General features: G+C 73.2%; 14 protein-coding genes. 8 read left to right on the forward strand and 6 right to left on the reverse strand.

The genetic code is table 11. The features are described 5' to 3' along the window. The first annotated feature begins 16 nt into the window (after positions 1 to 16). Entirely contained in the window at positions 17 to 1,156 is a 1,140-nt protein-coding gene (locus ACZ3I3_RS03375) for an acyl-CoA dehydrogenase family protein (RefSeq protein ID WP_467362154.1), read from the forward strand. Next, positions 1,156 to 2,157: an acyl-CoA dehydrogenase family protein gene (locus ACZ3I3_RS03380; RefSeq protein ID WP_467362155.1), complete on the forward strand. Its 1,002-nt coding sequence runs from the start codon at positions 1,156 to 1,158 to the stop codon at positions 2,155 to 2,157. The genes ACZ3I3_RS03375 and ACZ3I3_RS03380 overlap by 1 nt, the downstream gene beginning before the upstream one ends. On the opposite strand, the gene qcrB is transcribed toward ACZ3I3_RS03380, so the two are convergent. From qcrB to ACZ3I3_RS03395, 3 genes are all read right to left on the reverse strand, one after another. Further along, positions 2,129 to 3,787 carry a cytochrome bc1 complex cytochrome b subunit gene (gene qcrB, locus ACZ3I3_RS03385; protein WP_467362157.1) on the reverse strand — a complete coding sequence of 553 codons (1,659 nt, stop codon included), beginning with the start codon at positions 3,785 to 3,787 and terminating at the stop codon, positions 2,129 to 2,131. The two genes, ACZ3I3_RS03380 and qcrB, sit on opposite strands and share 29 nt — an antisense overlap. 110 nt (positions 3,788 to 3,897) lie before the next feature. After that, positions 3,898 to 4,632 carry a vWA domain-containing protein gene (locus ACZ3I3_RS03390; RefSeq protein ID WP_467362159.1) on the reverse strand — a complete coding sequence of 245 codons (735 nt, stop codon included), beginning with the start codon at positions 4,630 to 4,632 and terminating at the stop codon, positions 3,898 to 3,900. Between the two features lie 12 nt (positions 4,633 to 4,644). Continuing rightward, positions 4,645 to 5,376: an ABC transporter ATP-binding protein gene (locus tag ACZ3I3_RS03395; protein WP_467362161.1), complete on the reverse strand. Its 732-nt coding sequence runs from the start codon at positions 5,374 to 5,376 to the stop codon at positions 4,645 to 4,647. Positions 5,377 to 5,514: 138 nt separating this feature from the next. Between ACZ3I3_RS03395 and ACZ3I3_RS03400 the strand changes: the two genes are divergently transcribed. The 4 genes from ACZ3I3_RS03400 (at position 5,515) to ACZ3I3_RS03415 (ending at position 13,698) form a co-directional block, all read left to right on the forward strand. Next, entirely contained in the window at positions 5,515 to 8,850 is a 3,336-nt protein-coding gene (locus ACZ3I3_RS03400; RefSeq protein ID WP_467362163.1) for an FtsX-like permease family protein, read from the forward strand. Position 8,851: 1 nt separating this feature from the next. Next, positions 8,852 to 11,587, forward strand: coding sequence for an ABC transporter permease (locus ACZ3I3_RS03405; RefSeq protein WP_467362164.1), 2,736 nt, complete (start codon positions 8,852 to 8,854; stop codon positions 11,585 to 11,587). Beyond that, positions 11,584 to 12,552 (forward strand): ABC transporter ATP-binding protein, encoded by a 969-nt coding sequence (locus ACZ3I3_RS03410; RefSeq protein WP_467362165.1) that lies wholly within the window; start codon positions 11,584 to 11,586, stop codon positions 12,550 to 12,552. The genes ACZ3I3_RS03405 and ACZ3I3_RS03410 overlap by 4 nt, the downstream gene beginning before the upstream one ends. A gap of 246 nt (positions 12,553 to 12,798) precedes the next feature. After that, complete coding sequence (locus ACZ3I3_RS03415) at positions 12,799 to 13,698, forward strand: chitosanase (protein ID WP_467362166.1); 900 nt, start codon at positions 12,799 to 12,801, stop codon at positions 13,696 to 13,698. A 133-nt stretch (positions 13,699 to 13,831) separates the two neighbouring features. Here ACZ3I3_RS03415 and ACZ3I3_RS03420 read toward each other — a convergent pair whose 3' ends face one another. The 3 genes from ACZ3I3_RS03420 to ACZ3I3_RS03430 all read right to left on the reverse strand — a co-directional run bounded on the left by ACZ3I3_RS03420 (position 13,832) and on the right by ACZ3I3_RS03430 (position 21,008). Beyond that, positions 13,832 to 15,295: a glutamate synthase subunit beta gene (locus tag ACZ3I3_RS03420; RefSeq protein ID WP_467362167.1), complete on the reverse strand. Its 1,464-nt coding sequence runs from the start codon at positions 15,293 to 15,295 to the stop codon at positions 13,832 to 13,834. Next, a complete protein-coding gene (gene gltB / locus ACZ3I3_RS03425; protein ID WP_467362715.1) occupies positions 15,288 to 19,895 on the reverse strand; it encodes a glutamate synthase large subunit in 4,608 nt (1,535 codons plus the stop codon). Before gltB ends, ACZ3I3_RS03420 begins: the two co-directional genes overlap by 8 nt. Positions 19,896 to 20,276: 381 nt before the next feature. Further along, complete coding sequence (locus tag ACZ3I3_RS03430; protein WP_467362168.1) at positions 20,277 to 21,008, reverse strand: VIT1/CCC1 transporter family protein; 732 nt, start codon at positions 21,006 to 21,008, stop codon at positions 20,277 to 20,279. Between the two features lie 228 nt (positions 21,009 to 21,236). Here ACZ3I3_RS03430 and ACZ3I3_RS03435 point away from each other — a divergent pair, with 228 nt between their 5' ends. Then, the gene (locus tag ACZ3I3_RS03435) at positions 21,237 to 22,298 is read left to right on the forward strand and encodes an ADP-ribosylglycohydrolase family protein (protein ID WP_467362170.1); all 1,062 of its coding nucleotides are present in this window, start codon (positions 21,237 to 21,239) and stop codon (positions 22,296 to 22,298) included. Further along, positions 22,295 to 23,545 (forward strand): ADP-ribosylglycohydrolase family protein, encoded by a 1,251-nt coding sequence (locus ACZ3I3_RS03440; protein WP_467362171.1) that lies wholly within the window; start codon positions 22,295 to 22,297, stop codon positions 23,543 to 23,545. The genes ACZ3I3_RS03435 and ACZ3I3_RS03440 overlap by 4 nt, the downstream gene beginning before the upstream one ends. Positions 23,546 to 23,551 lie beyond the last annotated feature (6 nt).

Genomic DNA, 23,551 nt, shown 5'->3' on the forward strand with positions numbered 1-23,551 from the left:
AAGGAGGACGCCGGTCGTGGATCTCACCCTCTCCCCCGCCGACGAGGCGTTCCGCGCCGAGGCCCGCGCCTGGCTGCGCGCTCACGTGCCGTCCGAGCCGCTCCCCTCCCTGGAGACCGAGGAAGGCTTCGCCGCCCACCGCGCCTGGGAGGCGGAGCTGGCCGCGGACGGCTGGTCGGTGGTGAACTGGCCGAGGGAGTACGGCGGCCGGGACGCCACGCTGGTCCAGTGGCTGCTGTTCGAGGAGGAGTACTACGCGGCGGGGGCGCCCGGCAGAGTCGGCCAGAACGGCATCCACCTGCTCGCCCCGACGCTCTTCGATCACGGCACGCAGGAGCAGCGAGCCCGGGTGCTGCCCTCCATGGCCACCGCGGAGGTGGTCTGGGCCCAGGCCTGGTCGGAGCCGGAGGCGGGCTCGGACCTGGCGTCCCTGCGCTCGAAGGCCGTGCGCACCGACGGCGGCTGGCTGCTGACCGGGCAGAAGACCTGGTCGTCCCGGGCCGCCTTCGCCGACCGCGCCTTCGGCCTGTTCCGCAGCGACCCGGACGTGCCGAAGCCCCACCGGGGCCTTACGTACGTGATGTTCGGCCTGCGCGCCCCCGGCGTGACCGTCCGCCCCATCGCCCGCCTCGACGGCAAGCCGGCCTTCGCGGAGCTGTTCCTGGACGAGGTGTTCGTGCCCGACGAGGACGTGATCGGCGAGCCCGGCCAGGGCTGGCGGATCGCGATGTCGACGGCGGGCAACGAACGCGGTCTGATGCTGCGCTCCCCCGGCCGCTTCCTTGCCGCCGCCGACCGGCTCCACCGGCTCTGGCGGGCACAGGGCAGCCCGGAGAACACCCGGGACCGCGTTGCCGACGCGTTGATCGGCGCCCGCGCCTACCAGCTGTTCACCTACGCCGCCGCCTCCCGCTTCCTGGACGGCGCGTCGATCGGCCCCGAGTCCAGCCTGAACAAGGTCTTCTGGTCGGAGTACGACATCGCGCTGCACGAGACGGCCCTCGACCTCCTGGGCGAGGAGGGCGAGCTCGCCGACACGGACTGGGCCGAGCGCTACGTCTTCTCCCTGGCCGGTCCCGTCTACGCGGGGACGAACGAGATCCAGCGCGACATCATCGCCGAGCGCCTGCTCGGACTGCCGAAGGGACGCCGCTGATGCGCTTCCTCCTGGACGCCGAGCAGCGCGCCTTCGCAGCCTCGCTGGACGCCCTGCTGACGGCGGCGGACACACCGACGGTGGTGCGGGACTGGAGCCGGGGCGACCATGCGAGCGGGCGGGCGCTGTGGTCCCGTGTCGCGGAGGCGGGCGTGTTCGCGCTGGCGGTTCCGGAGACGTACGACGGCGGGCTGGGGCCGCGTCCGGTGGAACTGGCCGTCGCCTTCGTCGAACTGGGCCGCCACGCGGCACCGGGACCCCTGGTCGAGACGGTCACGGCGGCGGTGCTCCTCAGCAGCGCGGACCCGGACACCGCCAAGCGACTACTGCCGGCGCTGGCTTCGGGCGGGACGATCGCGACGGTTGGGACCGGGAAGGCGGGAACCGCGAAGGCGGAAACCGAGACGGCGTACGCCCTCGACGGCGACGCCGCCGCTCTCCGCCTCTCCTGTTCCCCCGACGGCATCCGCCTCTCCCCCGGCCACGGCCCCGTCCGGCCCTCCCTCGATCCGGCCCGCCGCCTCACACCCCTCACCCCCGGCGGCGAACTCCTCCTGCCCGGGCCCCTCACGGAACAGGCCCTCGCCTGGGCCCGTCTCGCCACGGCCGCCCAGGCGCTGGGCGTGGGCCTGGCACTCCTCGACCAGACCGTCGCCCACGTGAAACGGCGCCGCCAGTTCGGGGTGCCCGTCGGCTCGTTCCAGGCGGTCAAACACCGGCTGGCCGACGCGAAGATCGCCCTGGAGTTCGCACGCCCGCTGGTCTTCGGAGCCGCCCTGAGCATGCGGCCGGCCGAGGTCGCCGCCGCCAAGGCCGCCGCGTGCGAGGCGGCGTACGGCACCGCCCGCACAGCGCTGCAACTGCACGGCGCGATCGGCTACACGGCGGAGTGCCACCTGTCGCTGTGGCTGACCAAGGCCCGGGCCCTGCGCACCGCCTGGGGCGATCCCGACGCGTGCCGGGCCCTGGTCGTCAGTGCGGCTGGTGATCGCCGCTGGTGATCTGCCGGTACTCCTCCACCGTCGGCTTCTCGATCCGCGCGTCCGGCCCGAACATCGCCTTGGCGAGCCGGGCCCGCAGCCGCTCGGACCGCTTGACCTTGCGGCGGACGCCGCCCGCGTCGACCAGGGGCCCCATCTCGTAGGGCGGGCGCTGCTCGTGCTGGGTGAGGGTGAACAGCTCCGCCTGCGAGAGGGGCTCGTGCACCTCGATGTACTCGCCGTTCGGCAGCCGCCTGATGGTGCCGGTCTCCCTGCCGTGCAGCACCTTGGCGCGGTCGCGGCGCTGCAGGCCCATGCAGATCTTCTTCGTGACGATGAAGGCGACGACCGGCAGCACGAAGGCGCCGATCCGCACGAACCAGGTGATCACGTTGATGGACAGATGCAGATGCGTGGCCACGATGTCGTTGCCGCCGCCGATCAGCAGCACCGCGTACAGGGTCAGCCAGGCCACGCCCAGACCGGTGCGCACGGGCGCGTTGCGCGGCCGGTCCAGGATGTGGTGCTCGCGCTTGTCGCCGGTGATCCACGCCTCGATGAAGGGGTAGACGCCGATGGCGAGCATGACCAGCGGGAAGAGCGCGAACGGGATGAACACGCCGAGCACCAGCGTGTGTCCCCACAAGTTGATCTCCCATCCCGGCATCACCCGGATCAGCCCCTCCGAGAACCCGAGGTACCAGTCGGGCTGGGCGCCGGTGGTGACCAGGTCGGGGCGGTAGGGGCCGAAAGCCCACACGGGGTTGATCTGGGCGATCGCGCCCATGATGGTCAGGACGCCGAAGACGAGGAAGAAGAAGCCGCCCGCCTTGGCCATGTAAACCGGCAGGAAGGGCATCCCGACGACCGACCGCTCCTTGCGCCCGGGCCCCGGGAACTGGGTGTGCTTGTGGTAGAAGACCAGGATCAGATGGACGGTCACCAGACCCAGCATGATCCCGGGCAGCAGCAGCACATGGACCGGGAAGAGGCGCGAGATGATGTCGTCGCCCGGGAACTCCCCGCCGAAGAGGAAGAACGCCACGTACGTCCCGACGATCGGGATCGACAGGATCGCGCCGTGCGCGAAGCGCAGGCCGGTGCCGGACAGCAGGTCGTCCGGGAGGGAGTAGCCGGTCAGGCCGGTGATGATGCCGAGCATCAGCAGGGTCCAGCCGAACACCCAGTTGAGCTCGCGCGGCTTGCGGAAGGCGCCCGTGAAGAACACCCGCATCATGTGCACCATCATGCCGGTGATGAAGACCAGCGCCGCCCAGTGGTGGATCTGCCGCATGAGCAGCCCGCCGCGCACGTCGAAGCTGATGTCCAGGGTCGACTCGAACGCCCTGCTCATGAGCACGCCGTTGAGCTCCGTGTAGGAGCCCTGGTAGACGACCTCCTGCATGCTCGGCTCGAAGAACAGGGTGAGGTAGACGCCGGTGAGGATCAGGACGATGAAGCTGTAGAGGGTGACCTCGCCCAGCATGAAGGACCAGTGGTCCGGGAAGACCTTGCGCATGTTGGCCCTGGCCAGCCCGTAGAGCCCGAGCCGCCCGTCCGCCCAGTCGGCGAGCTTCTCGCCCTTGCCGGCCGGAGGCGTCCGGCGAGCGGAAGCCGTCCCGTACACCCGTCGTGCGCCGTCGTCGCCCATACGTCGTCGCCTCCCCGTCGGATCCTTCCCAGCGTGGCACGACAGCGCGGCCACGCAAATGGGGCGTACGGGCGATTGGGCCAAGCGGCGGGTCGGTTGGGCCGGGCAAGCTAAGGCGTGTCAGGACCCCGGACGATCCCCTGGGCCCTGGCGGCCGCGAGCCACTGCGGGAACTCGGCCACCAGCCGGTCGTACAGCTCGGCGTCCGAGACCCTCCGCGGGTCCTCGCCCGCGTGGAAGAACCCGGCGTTGTCGACGACCCGCTTGCCCGGCACGGGCAGCTCGTCGAGCCTGCGCAGGAAGTCGAACTGCTTGCTGCCCGGGTCGCCGAAGCCGATGAACTGCCAGAACAGCGGCAGCTTCGCCGCCTTGCACAGGTACCGCTCCGCGGCGAGCTTGTTGATGGGCCCGCCGTCGGTCTGGAAGACCACGAGGGCCGGCTCGCTGGCCCCGCTGTCGACGTAGTGGTCGATGACGGCATCCATGGCCAGGTGGTAGCTGGTCTTCCCCATGTGCCCGAGCCCGGCCACGATCCGGTCGATCCGCCCCTGGTGGCCGGCCAGCGCGATCTCGGTCTCGGCGTCGACGTCGGTGGAGAAGAACACCACCGGCACGGTGCCGTCGTCGTCGAGGTGCGCCGACAGCCCGAGCACCCGGTCGGCGAGCGCCTGCACGCTGCCGTCCTTGTAGTACGGCTTCATCGAGCCGGAGTAGTCGACCACGAGGTAGACCGCGGCCCGCACCCCGTCCAGGCCGTGCTTCGTGAGGGAGACCCCGGCGCTCTTGTAGAGGTTCACCAGCGCGGGGGCGGTCTCCTGGACCTTGCTCAGACTGATCGCGGCCATGGCCCCAGCCTCTCACTCCTCGACGACCACTCCGTCGCTCAGTTCCAGCACCCTGTCGGCCAGGCCGAGGAGTTGGGGGTCGTGGGTGGCGACGAGGACCGTGACGCCTTCGCTGCGGACCACGGCCCGCAGCAGTTCCATCACCGCCAGGCCGGTGGCGGCGTCGAGCTGGCCGGTCGGCTCGTCCGCGATGAGCAGGGCCGGGCGGTTGGCGAGGGCCCGGGCGATGGCGACCCGCTGCTGCTGCCCGCCCGAGAGTTCGGCGGGACGCTGCGTCTCGTGGCCGGCGAGGCCCACCAGGGCCAGCAGCAGCGCCACCCGCTCCTCGCGTTCGCGCGGCTCGGTCCGGCGCAGCCGCAGCGGTACGCCCACGTTCTCGGCGGCGGTGAGGATGGGGATGAGGCCGAAGGACTGGAAGACGAAACCGATCCGGTCGCGGCGCAGCTCCAGCAGCTCGCTCTCGCTCAGCGCCGACAGGTCCGTGCCGTCCACGACGGCCCGCCCGCGCTGCGGGGAGTCGAGGCCGCCGATCACATGGAGCAGCGTCGTCTTGCCGGAGCCCGAACGGCCTTTGAGGGCGACCAGTTCGCCGCGCCGGACGGCGAAGGAGACCCCGCGCAGCGCGTGCACGGTCGCCGCACCCGTGCCGTAGGAGTGGTGCAGGTCCTCCACCCGCAGCATCGGCTCGCCGGCCGCGTCGTCGGCGAGGGCGGCACCGGGCCCCGGGCTGGTGTTCTCGGTCATCACCGCATCCCATACGGAACCGGTCCGGGCGGTCAAGAGCGGGACAACCCGCGCTCGAACTCATGTGCCGGGCAGATAACTCCGTGATATGCATGCCGAGTTGGGAGAACAGAGGTTCGGCCATCGGGTGGGGGAAGAGTGACCGGCTTACTGCTGCTGCGCCTGCGTGCGCATCGGCTGCTCCTCACGGCCGCCCTGTTCGCCGTCCTCCTGACCACCTCGGTGCTCGCCGCCCTGACCGCCTTCTCGGGCTCCGTCGGGGACGCGGCGCTGCGCGGCACCCTGGGCGGCCGGGCCGCGGCCTCGGCCTCCCTCGTCGTCGAGGCGGATGTGCCCCGGGCACGGCGGGACGTGGCGCGGCGGGCCGTGGAACGCGGGGCGCGGGACGCGTTCGGCGGACTGCCGGTGGCCGTGCGGACGCTGGAGCGGTCCGGGCCGTACGCGCTGCCCCGTTCCCTCCAGGACGCCGACGCCCGCGCCGGAGAGCCCGACCTCACGCACTTCGCCGCCCTCGACCGGTCCCGGATCACGCTGGTCTCGGGCACGCTGCCGGGCGCCGCACCGCCGTCCCGCACGGCCGTCGTGCCGGTCGCCCTGCCCGAGGCGGCCGCCGGCCGGCTGAAGCTGCGTCCCGGGGCGCACCTCACGCTCACCGACCGGCTGGGCGGCGAGCCGGTCCGCATACGGGTGACCGGCGTGTACCGGGCGGCCGACAGCTCCGATCCGTACTGGCAGGCGGACGCACTCGGCGGACAGGGCGTGCGCACCGTCGCCTTCACCACGTACGGGCCGCTGCTGGCCGACGCGTCGGTACTCGCCTCCGGCCGCACCTCCGAGGACGGCACCGGCTGGGTGGCGACGGCCGACTACCGGACCTTCACCACCGACGGCATCGGCGCGCTCCGCGCGGCGGCCCTGCGCGCGGCCGGGGCGCTGCGCCAGGACCCGGCGCTCGGCGGTGACGCGGACGTGCGCACCGGGCTGCCCGAGACGCTCGACCGGGCCGGGCGGGCTCTGCTGGTGTCCCGGTCCACCCTGATGGTCGTCTCCGTGCAGCTGGTGCTGCTCGCCGGGTACGCGCTGCTGCTGGTGGCCCGGCTGCTGGACACCGAACGGGCGGGCGAGACCGAGCTGCTGCGGGCCAGAGGCGGATCACGCGGCGGGATCGCGGGACTCGCCGCGCTGGAGGCGCTGCTGCTGGCGGTACCGGCCGCGGTCTGTGCCGCGCTGCTGTCCGGCCCGCTGGCCGGGCTGCTGGCCCGGTGGTCCTCGCTCGACGGGATCGGGCTGCGGCTCGACGCCGTCCCGGCGAACGGGGTCTGGCTGGTCGCGGGCGGCGTGGCGGCGGCCTGCGCGGCGGCGGTCGTGGTGCCCGCGCTGGCGGCGACGGCGAGCGCACCGGTACGGCTGCGGCGCGTCCGGGCCGCCACGTCGGCCGCGCCCGTGCGCGCGGGAGCCGATGTCGGGCTGCTGCTGATCGCGGGCGTGGCGTACTGGCAGCTCGACCGGCAGACCGAAGCGGCCGGCGGCGGGGTGCTCAGCCGGGACCGGGCCGGGGAGCTGGGCATCGATCCGCTGCTGGTCGGGGCGCCCGCGCTGGCGCTGCTGGCGGGCACGGTCCTGACACTGCGTCTGCTGCCGCTCGCGGCCCGTCTCGCGGAGCGGCGGTCCGCGAGCGGGCGCGGGCTGCCGGCGGCGCTGGCGGGGTGGCAGTTCAGCCGGCGCCCGCTGCGCGGGGCGGGCCCGGTGCTGCTGCTGGTCATCGCCGTGACGACCGGGATGCTGGCGATCGGGCACGGCGCGTCCTGGGACCGGTCGCAGCACGACCAGGCCGACTTCCGGACGGGCGCCGCCGTACGGGTCCTCGACCCCAGGCCGGGCAGCCCCGGGCAGACCGGCTTCTACTCCGCGCTGCGTGGGGCCCGGGACGCCGCTCCCGGGCACCGCAGCGCCCTCGGCCTCTCCGGCGACCGCGACGCGACAGTCCTCGCCCTGGACACGTCCCGCGCCGTGGACGGGATGCTGATGCGCGGCGATCTCGCCGACGAGCCCCCGGCGAAGCTGCTGCGGGCACTGGCACCGCCCGCGCTGGACGAACACCGGGCGGTGCGGCTTCCCGGCGACACCCGGCGGCTCGCCCTCGACGTCCGGATCACCGACACGCGGACCCGGACGGGACGCTCTCCCTCCGAGCGCGCGCCCCTGGTCACGGCGGCCGTGGAGGACCGGTACGGCATCACGTACCGGCTGGGCGCCGGGAACGTCCCGGTGGACGGCCGGGTCCACCGGGTCACGCTCGAACTGGACAGGACGGCGACCGGCCGCCGCGCCTCCCCGGCCGGACCGTTGCGCCTCACCGGACTGCAGCTCGACGACACCTCTCCCGTCGGCCGGCCCGAACAGCACCGGTTCACCGTCGAACGGCTGCTCGCCACCGGCCGCGACGGCTCCGCGCGGACCGTCCCCGTGCCCTCCGGAACACGTTGGCGGGGCGGCCGGACCGTGACGGAGAACGGCACCGTCGTCGCCCGTACGGCCGCGAAGCCCACCGTGTCGGGGACCACGCCGCTGACCGTGTCGTACGGCACCGGTGCCGACGCCGACGAGAGCACCGGCACCGCGCCGATCTGCACCGTCCGCGTCGACACCGCCGGGGCCGAGGCGCCGCGGAGCCTCTCGGCCGTCGCCACCCGGGACTTCCTGCGGGCGGCGGGAGCCCGGCCCGGCGACACCATCGACGTACCGCTGTCCGGGGAGCAGTTGCGGGTGCGGATCGTACGGGCCGTCGATGAGCTGCCGACCACCGCCACCGGCCTGGACGGAGAGGCCATGGCCGGCGGGGCGCTGCTGCTCGATCTGCGGGCCGTCGACGCCGTGCTGGCGCAGCGGGGCAGCGCGCCGCTCACCCCCACCGAGTGGTGGGTGAGCGCCGCCTCCGGCAAGGCCGCCGAGGTCGCCGCCGCGCTGCGGGCGCGCCCCGACCTCGGGCCGCAGCAGGTGCTGGTGCGGGACGAGACCGCGGCCGAGTTGCTGCGGGATCCGCTCGGCGCCGGACCGCGCTCGGCGCTGACGGCCGTGGCGGTGGCCGCCGCGGCCCTGGCCGCCGGGGGTTTCGCGGTGAGCGCCGCCGGTGCGCGGCGGGAGCGGTCCGCGGAGTTCGCGGTGCTGCGCGCCCTGGGGACGCCCCGGCGTGATCTCGCCCGGCTGGTCGCGACGGAGCAGAGTCTGCTCATCGGCGCCGGACTGCTCGCCGGGCTCGGTCTCGGCACCGTCCTGACCCGGGCCGTCGTCCCGCTGATCGTGCTGACCTCCGATGCCGCGCGTCCGGTCCCGCCCGTCCTGGTCGAGCTCCCGGTGCCCCGGGTGGCCCTGCTCCTGGCGGGGGTGGCCGCCCCGCTCCTGCTGATCACCGCCGCGTCGGCGCTGCGCCGTGCCGAGCCGGTGGCCGCGCTCCGCCACCAGGGGGAGGACTGAGATGCCGCCGAACGCACAGGGCGCGCCCTGGGTGCGGACCCGGCTGCGGACCGCGCCCGTGTCCACCGTCGCCTTCGCCGTGCTGGTGCTGGTCACGGCGTTCCTCGCGGCCGTCCTGCCCCGGGCCGTCGAGGCGTACGAGACGGACGGGCTGCGCGAGGCCCTCGCCACCGCCTCCCCCGAGACCACCGTGCTGGAGCTGAAGGCTCCGCAGCCCGGCCTCGCACGGCCGGATCGGGCCCGTGCGGACGCGGTGCGGCCGGAGGCGCTCGCGGCGGTCGACGGCCGGGCGCGGGCCCTGCTGCCCGCACCGCTGCGGGCGGACCGGGCCGAGTCGGCGTACGGAGTGCGGACCGGGAAGAGCCTGGAGGCACTGGACGCGTCGCTGCCCCGGCCCGACGGGCTGCCGCCCAGGTTCACGCTGCTCGCGCAGTCGGGAGCGGCCGGCCACGCCACCGTGCGGCAGGGCCGGTTGCCCGCCTCCGGCGCACCGGTGACCGTGGACACCAGGGTGGTGGAGGGCGCCGTGACCGCCGCGACCGCCCGCGCGCTGCGGCTGCGGGCCGGCTCCACGCTCACCCTGGCCGGTTTCCTGGAGGGGCCACTGACCGTACGGATCACCGGCGTTCTCGAACCCCGGCATCCGCAGGGGAGTTACTGGTCCGCCGAACCGGTCCTGCGCATACCGGGCCTGGCCTCCACGGGCAGCCGTCCGCCGCGGTACTACTGGGAGGCGGGCGTCCTGCTGGCACCCGGGGCCGCACCCGCGCTGCTCGGCGGTGTGGGCGAGCCGGAGAAGTACTGGCGGTTCGCGCCCGCGACCGGGCGGCTCACCGCGGGGGACACCTCGGCGCTCGTCGACGCGGTCGCGTCCCTCGAGGGCGGACCCGCGTTGGTGCGGATGCGCGGGGCCGCCGGCCCGACGGCGCAACTGTCCACGGACCTGGAGCAGGTCGTCGGCTCCTACACGCAGACCCGGGACGCGATCACGCCCGTGGTCGCCGTCGCGGCCTTCGGGATCTCCGCGATCGCCGTCGTCGTGTTGGTCATGAGCGCCGGTGTCGCAGCCGCCCGCCGTGACGCCGAACTCGCCCTGCTGCGGGCCAGGGGCGGCTCCCTGGGCGGCATCGCCGGGCGGCTGCTGGCCGAGACCGCGGTGCCGGCGGTGCCCGCGGCGGCCTGCGGTCTGCTGCTCGCGGTGCTCCTCGTGGACGAGGCCCGGGCGCTGCCCACCGTGATCGGGGCGGGCGCCGTGGCGCTGCTGGCCTGTGCCGCGTTGCCGGTCCGCGCGGTCGTGGCCCATCGCAGGCCGCGGGCGCACCAGGAACGCGACGACCTCGCCGACGCCAGGCCCGGCGGGCGCCGCACGGTCGCCGAACTGACCTTGCTGGTGCTGGCCGTCGGCTCGGTGGCGGCGTTGCGCCGCCGCGGCACGGACGGGGCGGGCGATCTGCTGGTGAGTGCCGCCCCGGTGCTCGTCGGGCTGGTCGCCGCGCTGGTCCTCGTACGGCTGTACCCGCTGCCCCTGCGGTGGGCCGCCGGCCCTGCCGGGCGGCTGCGCGGCGTGGTCGGGTTCCTGTCGCTGGCCCGCGCGGGCCGCTCACCGGCGGCGGTCGCCGCGCTGCCGCTGCTCGCCCTGCTGACGGCCCTGACGACCGCCGCGTTCGGGGGGTCCGTGCTGGAGGGCGTCGCCGGCGCCCGGGACCGGGCCGCGCTGCTGGAGGCGGGCGCGGACGCGCGGATCGACACGACCGGCGCGAAACCGCTCCCGGCGGGGCTGGCGCGGGTGGTCCGGGAGGTGGCGGGCGTACGGCAGGTCACGGCCGTGGGGTTCGAGTTCGCCTCGGAGCGCGCGTCCGACGAGACACGGTCGCTGACCGTGGTCGGCGTCGAGCCGGAGAGCTACGCGGAGTTGGCCCGGCGGATGGGTCTCGGGGGGTTCGCGGCCGACCGGTTGGGAGCCGGGGGCGGGGTGCTGGACGCCGTCGCTTCGCCCGAGGTCGCCGAGCGGCTCGGGCGGGTGCCGCGCCGGATCGTGACGGACGGCGGAGCGGTCACGGTGCGGATCACCGCCGTGCGCCCTCGCACCCCGGCCGTCCCCGAGGGCGAGTTCCTGCTGGTCGACGCGGCGGGTCTGAAGGGCTCCGGCGGCCCCACGACCCTGCTGGCCTCGGGTACCGGGCTCGACGCGAAGGCGCTGCGGGCTGCCGTGCGCGGCGCCGGGTCGAACCTCTCCGTGACACTGCGCGGCGAGGTACGCGCGGCGCTGTCCGACTCGCCGTTGCAGGCGGGCGCCGAACGGATCTACGTCTGGGCCGTCCTCGCGGGCGCGGGCTACGCCGTGCTCGCCCTGGTGCTCGGCCTGCTGCGGTCCGCGCCGGAACGGGCCGCGCTGCTGGCCCGGCTGCGCACCCTGGGCCTGACGACCCGCCAGGGGCGTCACCTGCTCGGCCTGGAGGCGCTGCCCCTGGCGCTGCTCGCGGCCGGCGGGGGCATGGCCGTCGGCTGGGCCACGACAGGCCTGCTCGCCCCCGGCATCGACCTGGACCGGCTCGCTCTGGCCGGCGCGTCCGGCGTCACGGCGCCGCAGGGTGCCGCGCTGCGGGCCGACCTGTGGTCGCTGGCCCTGCCCGCCGCGGGCGCGGTGCTGCTGACCGGGGCGGTGGCCGTCACGCAGGTCTGGTTGGCGGGGCGCCGGACACCGGTCACTCACCTCAGGGCAGGAGACATGCGATGAGCGGTACGACGGAGTCGCTCGCGGAACTGGAGCGGCGGGCGGCGCGGCACCGCGACCGGCCCGCGTACGGGCACGACGCCCTGATCGCCTGCGACCGGCTGGTGCGGATCTTCGCCAAGCGCGGTGGCCGGGACGCCGTGGAGGTGCAGGCGCTCCAGGGCCTCGATCTCCTGGTGCGGGAAGGCGAGCTGATGGCGCTGGTGGGGGCGTCCGGCAGCGGCAAGTCGACGCTGATGAACATCCTCGCCGGCCTGGACGTCCCGACCGCTGGTTCGGCGAAGGTCGCGGGCCGTGATCTGCTGACGATGGACGCGAAGGCGCGGTTGCGTTACCGGCGTGAAGTGGTCGGCTTTGTCTGGCAGCAGACGGCACGCAATCTGCTGCCGTATCTGACAGCGGCGCAGAACGTCGTCCTGCCCATGCAGCTGGCGGGCGGATCGCGCCGGAAGCGGGCCGGACGGGCGGACGACCTGCTGGCCATGCTCGGCGTCGCCGACTGCCGGGACCGGCGCCCGCGGCAGATGTCCGGGGGCCAGCAGCAGCGCGTCGCGATCGCCGTCGCCCTGGCCAACGCCCCCGCCGTGCTGCTCGCCGACGAGCCGACCGGCGAGCTGGACTCGGCGACCGGGCAGCAGGTCTTCGCCGCGTTCCGCCGGGCCAACGAGGAGCTGGGCACGACGGTCGTCATCGTCACGCACGACCAGGCGGTCGCCGGCGAGGTCCGCCGCACGGTCGCGATCCGCGACGGCCGCACCTCGACGGAGGTGCTGCGCCGCACGGAGGTCGACGAGGCGGGCCAGGAGTCCCTGGTGGCCCGGGAGTACGCCATGCTCGACCGCGCGGGACGCCTCCAGCTGCCGGCCGAGTACACGACGGCCCTGGGCATGGCGGACCGGGTGCTGCTGGAGCTGGAGGAGGACCACATCCAGGTGTGGCCGGACAAGAACGGGAACGGGAACGGCTGAGGACGCCCGGGCGGCCACGAGCCCCTTCGGGAACTCGCCCACCGGCCGGTCGTACGGCTCGGCGTCCGTCGATGCCGAAGGTATGCCCCGGCGACCTGCCGGTGGACGCGCGCGGAGGCTGGCGTACGCTTACGCGCCCCCGGACCGGCGCCGCGCGCCGGTGCGGGCGGGGGCGTACGTCGGGCCGCTGGTGCTCCAGGCGGCCAGGGCGGGAACGTGACGGAGCGGACAGGCAGGGTGATCCCAGTGAAGCGTGCCGGTGTGGCGTTCTTCTTCGCCGTTCCCGTGGCCGCCACGGCGTTGGCCTACTTCCTCGCACCCACGGACTCCGCCGAGCCCACGGCGAAGCCCTCCGTGTCCGCCGCCCAGGCGGCCCGGGACGAGGCCAAGGACCGGGCCGAGAAGGAGCGGGCGGAGGACGAGAAGGTGATCGCCGGGCTGCCCGCGGGCCTGGCCGCCCCGGAGAAGAAGGAGCTGGCGCAGCGGATCGTGGCGAGCGCCCAGCAGTCGACGCTGAACTGGCGCGCCCTCTACGGCTCCATCGAGGACCTGGAGGACGGGCGGGGCTACACCGCAGGGATCGCCGGCTTCTGCACCGGCACCCACGACCTGCTCGCCCTTGTCGAGCGCTACACCGAGACCCACCCGGACAACGGGCTGGCCCGCTACCTGCCGGCCCTGCGCGAGGTCGACGGCACGGATTCCCACGAGGGCCTGGACCCCGGCTTCACCGCGGCCTGGAAGGCGGAGGCGAAACTCCCGGCCTTCCGCAGGGCCCAGGACGAGCACCGTGACCGTTTCTCCTTCGACCCGGCGGTCCGCCTCGCCAAGCTGGACGGCCTGGGCACGCTCGGCCAGTTCGTCTACTACGACGCTCTGATCTTCCACGGCCCCGACGCCGGCCCCGAGGGCTTCTACGGCCTGCGGGAACGCGCGCTGCGCGTGGCGGACACACCGGCCGAGGGCGGTAGCGAGAAGGCGTACCTGGACGCCTTCCTCGACATCCGGCGCACCGCCATGGCCGCCGAGCGCACGGACACCAGCCGCGTCGACACCGCCCAGCGCCGTTTCCTGAACGAGGGCAACCTGCGTCTCGAGACGCCGCTGGAGTGGGCCGTGTACGGGGACACGTACAAGGTGCCGTGACCCTGGCCCGTACAGGGTGCCGTGGCCGGCCGGGGAAGGCGACAGCGCCTGCCCGGTCGTCCGGTCGGGGACTGTTGGGCAGGCGCTGTCGGTGTTCCGCACGCCGTTGTGCGGGACGTCTTGTGCGGTGCGGTCAGACCATCAGGGCCCGGTCCGTCGGGCGGATCGGCGCGTGCAGGTCGCTGGCGCCCGTGAGGTGGCGGTCCACCCCGCGCGCCGCCGAGCGGCCCTCGGCGATCGCCCACACGATGAGCGACTGGCCGCGGCCCGCGTCACCGGCGACGAACACGCCCGGCACGTTGGTCTGGTAGTCCTCGTCACGGGCGATGTTGCCGCGCTCGTCGAGCTCCAGGCCGAACTGCTCGACCAGGCCGTTCTCCCGGTCGGTGCCGGTGAAGCCCATGGCGAGAGTGACCAGCTGGGCGGGGATCTTGCGCTCCGTGCCCGGCTTCGGGGTCAGCCGGCCGTCGATGAACTCCACCTCGGTGAGGTGCAGCCACTGGACGTTGCCGTCCTCGTCGCCCTCGAAGTGGGTCGTCGAGACCGAGTAGACGCGCTCGCCGCCCTCCTCGTGGGCCGACGTGACCTTGTAGAGCATCGGGAAGGTCGGCCAGGGCTGGTTGACCGGGTGCCGGTCGTCGTTCGGGCGGGGCATGATCTCCAGCTGCGTGACGGAGGCCGCGCCCTGGCGGTGGGCGGTGCCGACGCAGTCCGCGCCGGTGTCGCCGCCGCCGATGACCACGACGTGCTTGCCCTCGGCCGAGATCGGGGGCGCCACGTAGTCGCCCTCCTGCACCTTGTTGGCCAGCGGCAGGTACTCCATGGCCTGGTAGATGCCCTTGAGCTCGCGGCCGGGCACCGACAGGTCACGGGCCGTGGTGGCGCCGACGGCCAGGACGACCGCGTCGTAGCGCTTCTTCAGGTCCGTGGCCTTCAGGTCGCGGCCGATCTCGATGCCCGTGCGGAAGCGGGTGCCCTCCGCGCGCATCTGCTCGATACGGCGGTTGATGTGCCGCTTCTCCATCTTGAACTCGGGGATGCCGTACCGGAGGAGGCCTCCGATGCGGTCCGCGCGCTCGTAGACGGCGACCGTGTGACCGGCCCGGGTCAGCTGCTGGGCGGCGGCCAGACCGGCCGGGCCCGAGCCGACGACCGCGACGGTCTTGCCGGACAGGCGCTCGGGGATCTGTGGGGCGACGTCCCCGGTCTCCCACGCCTTGTCGATGATCGAGACCTCGACGTTCTTGATGGTGACCGGCGGCTGGTTGATGCCGAGCACACACGCCGACTCACAGGGAGCGGGGCACAGGCGGCCCGTGAACTCCGGGAAGTTGTTCGTCGCGTGCAGGCGCTCCGAGGCGGCGGCCCAGTCCTCGCGGTAGGCGTAGTCGTTCCACTCGGGGATCAGGTTCCCCAGCGGGCAGCCGTTGTGGCAGAACGGGATGCCGCAGTCCATGCACCGGCTGGCCTGCTTGCTGATGATCGGCAGCAGGGAGCCGGGGACGTAGACCTCGTTCCAGTCCTTGACGCGCTCCTCGACGGGGCGGGACTTGGCGACCTCGCGCCCGTGGTTCAGGAAGCCCTTCGGGTCAGCCATTGATCGCCGCCTCCATCATCTTCTCGTGGGTCTCGGTCTCGGAGAGACCGGCTCGCTCGGCGGCGTCCTTGGCGGCGAGCACTGCCTGGTACGTGCTGGGGATGATCTTGCTGAAGCGCTCGACGGCGGTGTCCCACTCGGCCAGGAGCTTCTCGGCGACGGTGGAGCCCGTCTCCTCCTGGTGGCGGCGGACCACGTCGTGCAGCCACTGCTTGTCGGTGTCGTCCAGTGCCTGGACCGCGTCCAGGTTGCCGACGTTGACGTTGTCGGGGTCCAGGTCGATGACGTACGCGATACCGCCGGACATACCGGCCGCGAAGTTGCGGCCCGTCTCGCCGAGCACCACCGCGTGACCACCGGTCATGTACTCGCAGCCGTGGTCGCCCACGCCCTCGGAGACGACCGTCGCACCGGAGTTGCGGACGCAGAACCGCTCGCCGACCTTGCCGCGCAGGAACATCTCGCCGCCGGTGGCGCCGTAGCCGATGGTGTTGCCGGCGATGACGCTGTACTCGGCGAGGTGGTCGGCCGCGCGGTCCGGGCGGACCACGATCCGGCCGCCGGAGAGGCCCTTGCCGACGTAGTCGTTGGCGTCGCCCTCCAGGCGCAGCGTGACACCGCGCGGCACGAACGCGCCGAAGGACTGGCCGGCGGAGCCGGTGAAGGTGATGTCGATGGTGTCGTCGGGCAGGCCCGCGCCACCGAACTTCTTCGTCACCTCGTGGCCGAGCATGGTGCCGACCGTGCGGTTGATGTTGCGGATCTGCACCTGCGCGCGGACCGGCTGGGCCTCGGTGGCGTCCGAGGCGGACAGGGCGTCCGCGGCCAGCTTGATCAGCTGGTTGTCGAGCGCCTTCTCCAGGCCGTGGTCCTGGGCGATCAGCTGATGGCGGACCGCGCCCTCGGGCAGCTCGGGCACGTGGAAGAGCGGTGCCAGGTCCAGGCCCTGCGCCTTCCAGTGGTCGACGGCCCGCGTGACGTCGAGGGTCTCGGCGTGGCCGACGGCCTCTTCGATGGAGCGGAAGCCCAGCTCCGCCAGGATCTCGCGGACCTCCTGGGCGATGTACTGGAAGAAGTTCACGACGTACTCGGCCTTGCCGGTGTACCGCTCGCGCAGCACCGGGTTCTGCGTGGCGATGCCGACCGGGCAGGTGTCCAGGTGGCAGACGCGCATCATGACGCAGCCGGAGACGACGAGCGGCGCGGTCGCGAAACCGAACTCCTCGGCGCCGAGCAGCGCGGCGATGACCACGTCGCGGCCGGTCTTGAGCTGGCCGTCGGTCTGCACGACGATGCGGTCGCGCAGGCCGTTGAGCAGCAGCGTCTGCTGGGTCTCGGCGAGGCCGAGCTCCCAGGGACCGCCGGCGTGCTTCAGCGAGGTCAGCGGCGAGGCGCCGGTGCCGCCGTCGTGGCCGGAGATGAGGACGACGTCCGCGTGCGCCTTGGAGACACCCGCGGCGACCGTGCCGACGCCGACCTCGGAGACCAGCTTGACGTGAATCCGCGCCTGCGGGTTCGCGTTCTTCAGGTCGTGGATCAGCTGGGCCAGGTCCTCGATGGAGTAGATGTCGTGGTGCGGGGGCGGCGAGATGAGGCCGACGCCCGGCGTCGAGTGCCGCGTCTTGGCGACCCACGGGTAGACCTTGTGGCCGGGCAGCTGGCCGCCCTCGCCGGGCTTGGCGCCCTGGGCCATCTTGATCTGGATGTCGTCGGAGTTGACCAGGTACTCGGAGGTCACACCGAAGCGGCCGGAGGCGACCTGCTTGATGGACGACCGGCGGGCCGGGTCGTACAGACGCTCCGGGTCCTCGCCGCCCTCACCGGTGTTGGACTTGCCGCCCAGCTGGTTCATGGCGATGGCGAGGGTCTCGTGCGCCTCCTGCGAGATGGAGCCGTACGACATGGCGCCCGTGGAGAACCGCTTGACGATCTCGGAGACCGGCTCGACCTCGTCGATGGAGATCGGCTGCCGGTCCGACTTGAAGCCGAACAGGCCGCGCAGCGTCATCAGCCGCTCGGACTGCTCGTTCACGCGCTCGGTGTACTTCTTGAAGATGTCGTACTTGCCGGAGCGCGTGGAGTGCTGGAGGCGGAAGACCGTCTCCGGGTCGAACAGGTGCGGCTCGCCCTCGCGGCGCCACTGGTACTCGCCGCCTATGTCGAGCGCGCGGTGCGCCGGGGCGATGCCGGAGGCCGGGTAGGCCTTGGCGTGCCGGGCGGCGACCTCCTTGGCGATGACGTCGAGGCCGACGCCGCCGATCTTGGTGGCCGTGCCGTTGAAGTACTTCTCGACGAAGGTCTCGTCGAGGCCGACGGCCTCGAAGACCTGGGCGCCGCGGTAGGAGGCGACGGTCGAGATGCCCATCTTGGACATGACCTTCAGCACGCCCTTGCCGAGGGCGTAGATGAGGTTGCGGATGGCCTTCTCGGACTCGATGCCGGGCAGGAAGGTTCCGGCGCGGACCAGGTCCTCGACGGACTCCATCGCCAGGTACGGGTTGACGGCGGCGGCGCCGTAGCCGATGAGCAGGGCGACGTGGTGGACCTCGCGGACGTCACCGGCCTCGACCAGCAGGCCCACCTGGGTGCGCTGCTTGGTGCGGATGAGGTGGTGGTGGACGGCCGCGGTGAGCAGCAGCGAGGGGATCGGCGCGTGCTCGGCGTCCGAGTGGCGGTCCGACAGGACGATCAGCCGGGCGCCGTTCTCGATCGCGGCGTCGGCCTCGGCGCAGATCTCGTCGATCCGCGCGGCCAGAGCGTCACCGCCGCCGTGCACCCGGTACAGGCCGGACAGGGTCGCGGCCTTGAAGCCGGGCATGTCGCCGTCGGCGTTGATGTGGATGAGCTTGGCCAGCTCGTCGTTGTCGATGACCGGGAAGGGCAGCACGACGCTGCGGCAGGAGGCCGCGCTCGGGTCGAGCAGGTTGCCCTGCGGGCCCAGCGAGGAGCGCAGCGAGGTGACGAGCTCCTCGCGGATGGCGTCCAGCGGCGGGTTGGTGACCTGCGCGAACAGCTGGGTGAAGTAGTCGAAGAGCAGGCGCGGGCGGTCCGACAGCGCGGCGATCGGCGAGTCGGTGCCCATCGAGCCGATGGGCTCGGCACCGGCCTTGGCCATCGGCGCGACGAGGACGCGCAGCTCCTCCTCGGTGTAGCCGAAGGTCTGCTGGCGGCGGGTGACCGAGGCGTGGGTGTGGACGATGTGCTCGCGCTCGGGCAGGTCGGAGAGCTCGATCTCGCCGGCCTCCAGCCACTCCGCGTACGGCTGCTCGGCGGCGAGCTGGGCCTTGATCTCGTCGTCCTCGATGATGCGGTGCTCGGCGGTGTCGACGAGGAACATGCGGCCGGGCTGGAGGCGGCCCTTGCGGACGACCTTGGCCGGGTCGATGTCCAGGACGCCGACCTCGGAGCCGAGGACGACGAGGCCGTCGTCGGTGACCCAGTAACGCCCGGGGCGCAGGCCGTTGCGGTCGAGGACAGCGCCGACCTGCTGGCCGTCGGTGAAGGTGACACAGGCCGGGCCGTCCCAGGGCTCCATCAGGTTGGAGTGGAACTGGTAGAAAGCGCGCCGCGTCGGGTCCATGGAGTCGTGGTTCTCCCACGCCTCCGGGATCATCATCAGCACGGAGTGCGGCAGGGAACGGCCGCCCAGGTGCAGGAGTTCGAGGACCTCGTCGAAGGAGGCGGAGTCGGAGGCGTCCGGCGTGCAGACCGGGAAGATCCGCTCTATGGCCTTCTCGTCGGACCCGAACAGGTCCGAGACGAGCTGCGACTCGCGGGCGACCATCCAGTTGCGGTTGCCCTTGACGGTGTTGATCTCACCGTTGTGCGCGACGAAGCGGTACGGGTGGGCCAGCGGCCACGACGGGAAGGTGTTCGTCGAGAACCGGGAGTGCACGAGCGCGATCGCGGAGGCGAAACGGCGGTCGGACAGGTCCGGGAAGAAGGGCTCCAGCTGGCCGGTGGTCAGCATGCCCTTGTAGACGATCGTGCGGGCCGACAGCGACGGGAAGTACACGCCGGCCTCGCGCTCGGCGCGCTTGCGCAGCACGAAGGCCTTGCGGTCGAGGGCGATGCCCGTGGCGGGCACGGCGGCGCCGTCGCTGACGAAGATCTGGCGGAAGACCGGCATGGTCGACCGGGCGGTGGCACCCAGCAGCTGGGGAGCGACCGGCACCTCGCGCCAGCCGAGGACGGTCAGGCCCTCCTCGGCCGCGATCGTCTCGATCTGCGAGACGGCGTCGGCGGCGGAGTCCTCCGGCAGGAAGGCGGTGCCGACGGCGTAGGCACCGGCCTCGGGCAGGTCGAATCCGGCCACGTCACGGAAGAAGGCGTCCGGGACCTGCGACAGGATGCCGGCGCCGTCGCCGGAGTCGGGCTCGGAGCCGGTGGCACCGCGGTGTTCGAGGTTGCGCAGGACGGTCAGGGCCTGGTCCACCAGGGTGTGGGACGCCTCGCCGGTAAGGGTGGCGACGAAGCCGACGCCACAGGCGTCGTGCTCGTTGCGGGGGTCGTACATACCCTGCGCAGCAGGGCGAGCATCCATGAAGGACCAGTTCTGGCCATTCGCGGAATGCTGGGACGGCTGGCGCGGCGTACGCATCGGCTCTCCCGTCGTCGTCATGTGGCATGTGCAAGTGCCGAGGGACGACGTTGGCCCTCGCGTGATCGCAAAATTTCGTGCAGGTTACATGATGGAGCGGTTCTCGGGTACCGGGATAACCCGTTCCAACATGCGGACACCGGCGGCTCGCGGCGGGGGTACCGCACCGGCGGTGGAAGCTATGGGGGGCCTGTACGGAACGACCGGGTGAGATCGATGCCCGTCGGGCCCGGAGGCGGGACAGGCGTCTTCGCCCACCCCGCTGAGCGCGGCCACAGGCGTCGTTGCCCGCAGCGCTTACGGCTCATGCCCGGTGATTGCGCGTTCGAAACCAGCAAGTAACGGCTACTTATACGGTCCCTCGCATAAGTCCGAGCCGAGCTATCCTACGGCCGTTCCGAACAAGCTGCCCAGGGCGTACGTCACACCGGCCGCCGCACCTCCCAGGAACAGCTGGCGCAGCCCGCTGTACCACCAGGTCCGTGCCGTCACCTTGGCCACCACGGCGCCGCACAGGAAGAGCCCGAGCAGCGCCAGCAGCACGGCCGGCCAGAGGCTGCTCGCACCCAGAAGATAGGGCAGGACCGGGATCAGCGCGCCGAGCGCGAAGGAGCCGAAGCTCGACACCGCGGCCACGGTGGGCGAGGGCAGATCGCCGGGGTCGATGCCCAGTTCCTCCCGGGCGTGGATCTCCAGCGCCTGCTCGGGGTCCTTCGACAGCTGCCGGGCGACCTCGTCGGCCAGCCGGGGCTCGACCCCGCGCGCCCGGTAGAGCGCGGCGAGCTCGGCCTCCTCGCACTGCGGGTGCTTGCGCAGCTCGCGCCGCTCCACGTCCAGTTCGGCCTCGACCAGCTCGCGCTGCGAGGCGACGGAGGTGTACTCACCGGCGGCCATGGAGAAGGCTCCGGCGGCCAGGCCCGCGAGTCCGGTGAGGACGACGGTGTGCTGGCTGACCGAGCCGCCCGCGACACCGGTCATCAGGGCCAGGTTGGAGACGAGGCCGTCCATCGCACCGAACACCGCGGGACGCAGCCAGCCGCCGTTGACGTCCCGGTGGGTGTGGTTGTCCCGGTGCGCCTCGTGCAGCGCCGCCTCGGTCTCGATGATGGCCATGAAAAGTCCCCGATCCCCTTACCGAACCAAGCTTCTCTGGACGAGTTCCAGATTTTTACAACACACAAAGTACGCCGTGAATTCCGGTGCCGCCAGCAAGGAAAGGCTGCGCTAACCTGCGGTTTTACCCTTCAGTGCTCACTTGATGATGATCTTGCACAGATGTCGACCGGGTGATGCTGAGGCTCCCGAGGCTCGGGGTGGTCGCCGGAGTGGGACACATCCCGTATGGCATCGATCGCCTGCATCCCCTCAGCCCCGGCGCCCGGGGGCGCCACCGAACTCCGTGCACGGGCACGGGGCGCCCTGCTGGGCCTGGCCGTCGGGGACGCGCTCGGCGCCCCGGCCGAGAACCTGAAGCCCTCGGAGATCCGCGCGCGCTGGGGCCGCATCACCGGCTACGTCGCCGAGCACCCCGCCGGCACGGACGACACCGAGTACGCGATCTTCTCGGGCCTCCTCCTGGCCCGGCACGGCTCGGCACTGACCCCCGCGCACGTGGAGGCGGCCTGGCACGAGTGGATCGCCGACCGCGACGAGGGCCCCTTCCGGGGCGCCGGCTTCAGCGAACGCGGCACACTGGAGAACCTCCGCCGGGGCCTGGCAGCCCCCATCTCCGCCCAGCACCGGCACGCCTGGAGCGACGGTCTGGCCATGCGCGCGGCCCCCTTCGGGGTGTTCGCGCCCGGCCGCCCGGCGGAGGCGGCCCGGCTGGTGGCGATCGACGGCTCGGTGAGCCATGACGGCGAGGGCATCCACGGCGGCCAGGCGGTGGCGGCGGGTGTGGCGGCGGCGATGGCGGGCGCCCAGCCGATCGCGGTCGTGGCCGCCGCCCTCGCCGTCGTGCCCGACGACTCCTGGACGGCCCGCTGCCTGCGCCGCGCGGTGGCGGTGGCCCACCGCGGCGAACGCGCGGTCCGCTCCGCGGTCGTCATCGGCGGCTACCCCTGGACCGACCTCGCCCCCGAGGCGGTCGCCCTCGCCTTCGGCGCGTACGCGGCAGCCGACGGCGACTTCGAACAGTCCGTCCTGACGGCGGTGAACATGGGCCGCGACGCGGACACGACGGCGGCGGTCGCGGGTGCCCTGGCGGGCGCGACCCGGGGAGTCTCGGCGATCCCGGAGGCCTGGACGACCCCCATCGGCCCGGTCCGCGGCCGGTGCCTGCCGGCGATGGCCGGCTACCACGTCCTGGACGTGGCGGATCTGCTGACACCGGCGGTACGCAACGAGAAGCCGGTGCCGACGGACTTCGCCCTGGCGGGCGACGGAACGGAGGCCCCCGCATGACGCCGCCGCACGAACCGGCGACAGCGGCCGGCGCTGCGGCCCCGGAGGGACCACTCGCAGCCGCCGACGGCGATGTGGCCCCACGGGAGACCAGGACCCCTCAGGTGACAGTTACGGGCGGTGCGCGGGTGGGAGACGAAAAGGCCGAAGGCCTCCTGCTCGGACTCGCCGCAGGCGACGCCGCCGGCTGGCCCGCGGCCCGCCACAGAGCCGCCCGCATGCCCGACTGGACCCGCCGCCTCACCCGCGAACTGGACACCTTCGCCGAACACAACGCCACGACCACCCTCCCCGTCCCCATCGCCCTGAACCAGCCCCCGGAACCCCTCCGCCTCGGCCCCTCCGACGACGCCGAATGGGCCGCCTTCGCCGCGGAGGCCCTCCTCCGCGCCGGCGACGACACCGTCCTGAACGACCTCAGCCGAGACCGCCGCATCCGCGCCGCGATCGACCTCACGTGGAACGCCATCGCCTGCGAGGTGGCCGCCGCAGCGAACCGTGCGCCCGAGATCGAATCCGCCGTCCTCCCCCTGCGCGCCCGCATCTCCGTCCGCGCCGGCCTCGGCAACCTCGCCACCGGCCTGCGCCCGCCCGCCACCGGCCACGACAACCCGCACTACTTCGACGACGCCGCCTGCGTCCGAGCGTGCGTCCTGGCCGTGGCCCACCCCGGCGATCCCCGGCGCGCCGCCGACCTCGCCGAGTTCGACGCCCGCTACACCCAGGACGGCGACGGCGTGCACGGCGCCCGCGCCATGGCGGCGGCGCTCGCCCTCGCCCTGGCCGGCGCGAACGTCGCCGCCTGCGTCACGGCGGCGCTCGCAGAACTTCCCGAGGAGACGGAGATCGGCCGCAACGCCCGGCACGCACTGCACCTCGCGGCCGACGCGGACAGCGCCTTCGCCCTCGTCCCGCCCCTGGAACACCAGATCGTCGACCATGTCTACAGCTACGGCATCGCCGCCGCCGAAACGGTCCCGGTCGCCCTCGCCCTGGCCACCGCGGCCCGCGGCCGCATCGCGGAGGCGATCCCCGCCGCGGCCTGCCTGTCCCGCGTCGCGGACTCCGCCCCGGCCCTGGCGGGCGCCCTCACCGGCGCGCTGGGCGGCGGCGCCTCGATCCCCGCCTCCTGGCGGGAGACCTGCCGCACCCTCTCCGGCTGCGTCCTCCCCCGCCTCACCGGCACGGACCTCGTGGAACTCGCCGAACTCCTGGAAGCCGCGCAACCGGCACGCCCCGGTGGATGATGCGGC

The sequence above is a fragment of the Streptomyces sp. NPDC016851 genome, assembly GCF_055562795.1.

Coding starts and splice junctions, on each gene's coding strand:
- ACZ3I3_RS03380 (WP_467362155.1), top strand. CDS start 1,156: ATGCGCTTCCTCCTGGACGCCGAGCAGCGCGCCTTCGCAGCCTCGCTG.
- ACZ3I3_RS03395 (WP_467362161.1), bottom strand. CDS start 5,376: ATGACCGAGAACACCAGCCCGGGGCCCGGTGCCGCCCTCGCCGACGAC.
- ACZ3I3_RS03420 (WP_467362167.1), bottom strand. CDS start 15,295: ATGGCTGACCCGAAGGGCTTCCTGAACCACGGGCGCGAGGTCGCCAAG.
- gltB (WP_467362715.1), bottom strand. CDS start 19,895: ATGCGTACGCCGCGCCAGCCGTCCCAGCATTCCGCGAATGGCCAGAAC.
- ACZ3I3_RS03435 (WP_467362170.1), top strand. CDS start 21,237: ATGGCATCGATCGCCTGCATCCCCTCAGCCCCGGCGCCCGGGGGCGCC.
- ACZ3I3_RS03440 (WP_467362171.1), top strand. CDS start 22,295: ATGACGCCGCCGCACGAACCGGCGACAGCGGCCGGCGCTGCGGCCCCG.
- ACZ3I3_RS03405 (WP_467362164.1), top strand. CDS start 8,852: ATGCCGCCGAACGCACAGGGCGCGCCCTGGGTGCGGACCCGGCTGCGG.
- ACZ3I3_RS03430 (WP_467362168.1), bottom strand. CDS start 21,008: ATGGCCATCATCGAGACCGAGGCGGCGCTGCACGAGGCGCACCGGGAC.
- ACZ3I3_RS03390 (WP_467362159.1), bottom strand. CDS start 4,632: ATGGCCGCGATCAGTCTGAGCAAGGTCCAGGAGACCGCCCCCGCGCTG.
- qcrB (WP_467362157.1), bottom strand. CDS start 3,787: ATGGGCGACGACGGCGCACGACGGGTGTACGGGACGGCTTCCGCTCGC.
- ACZ3I3_RS03410 (WP_467362165.1), top strand. CDS start 11,584: ATGAGCGGTACGACGGAGTCGCTCGCGGAACTGGAGCGGCGGGCGGCG.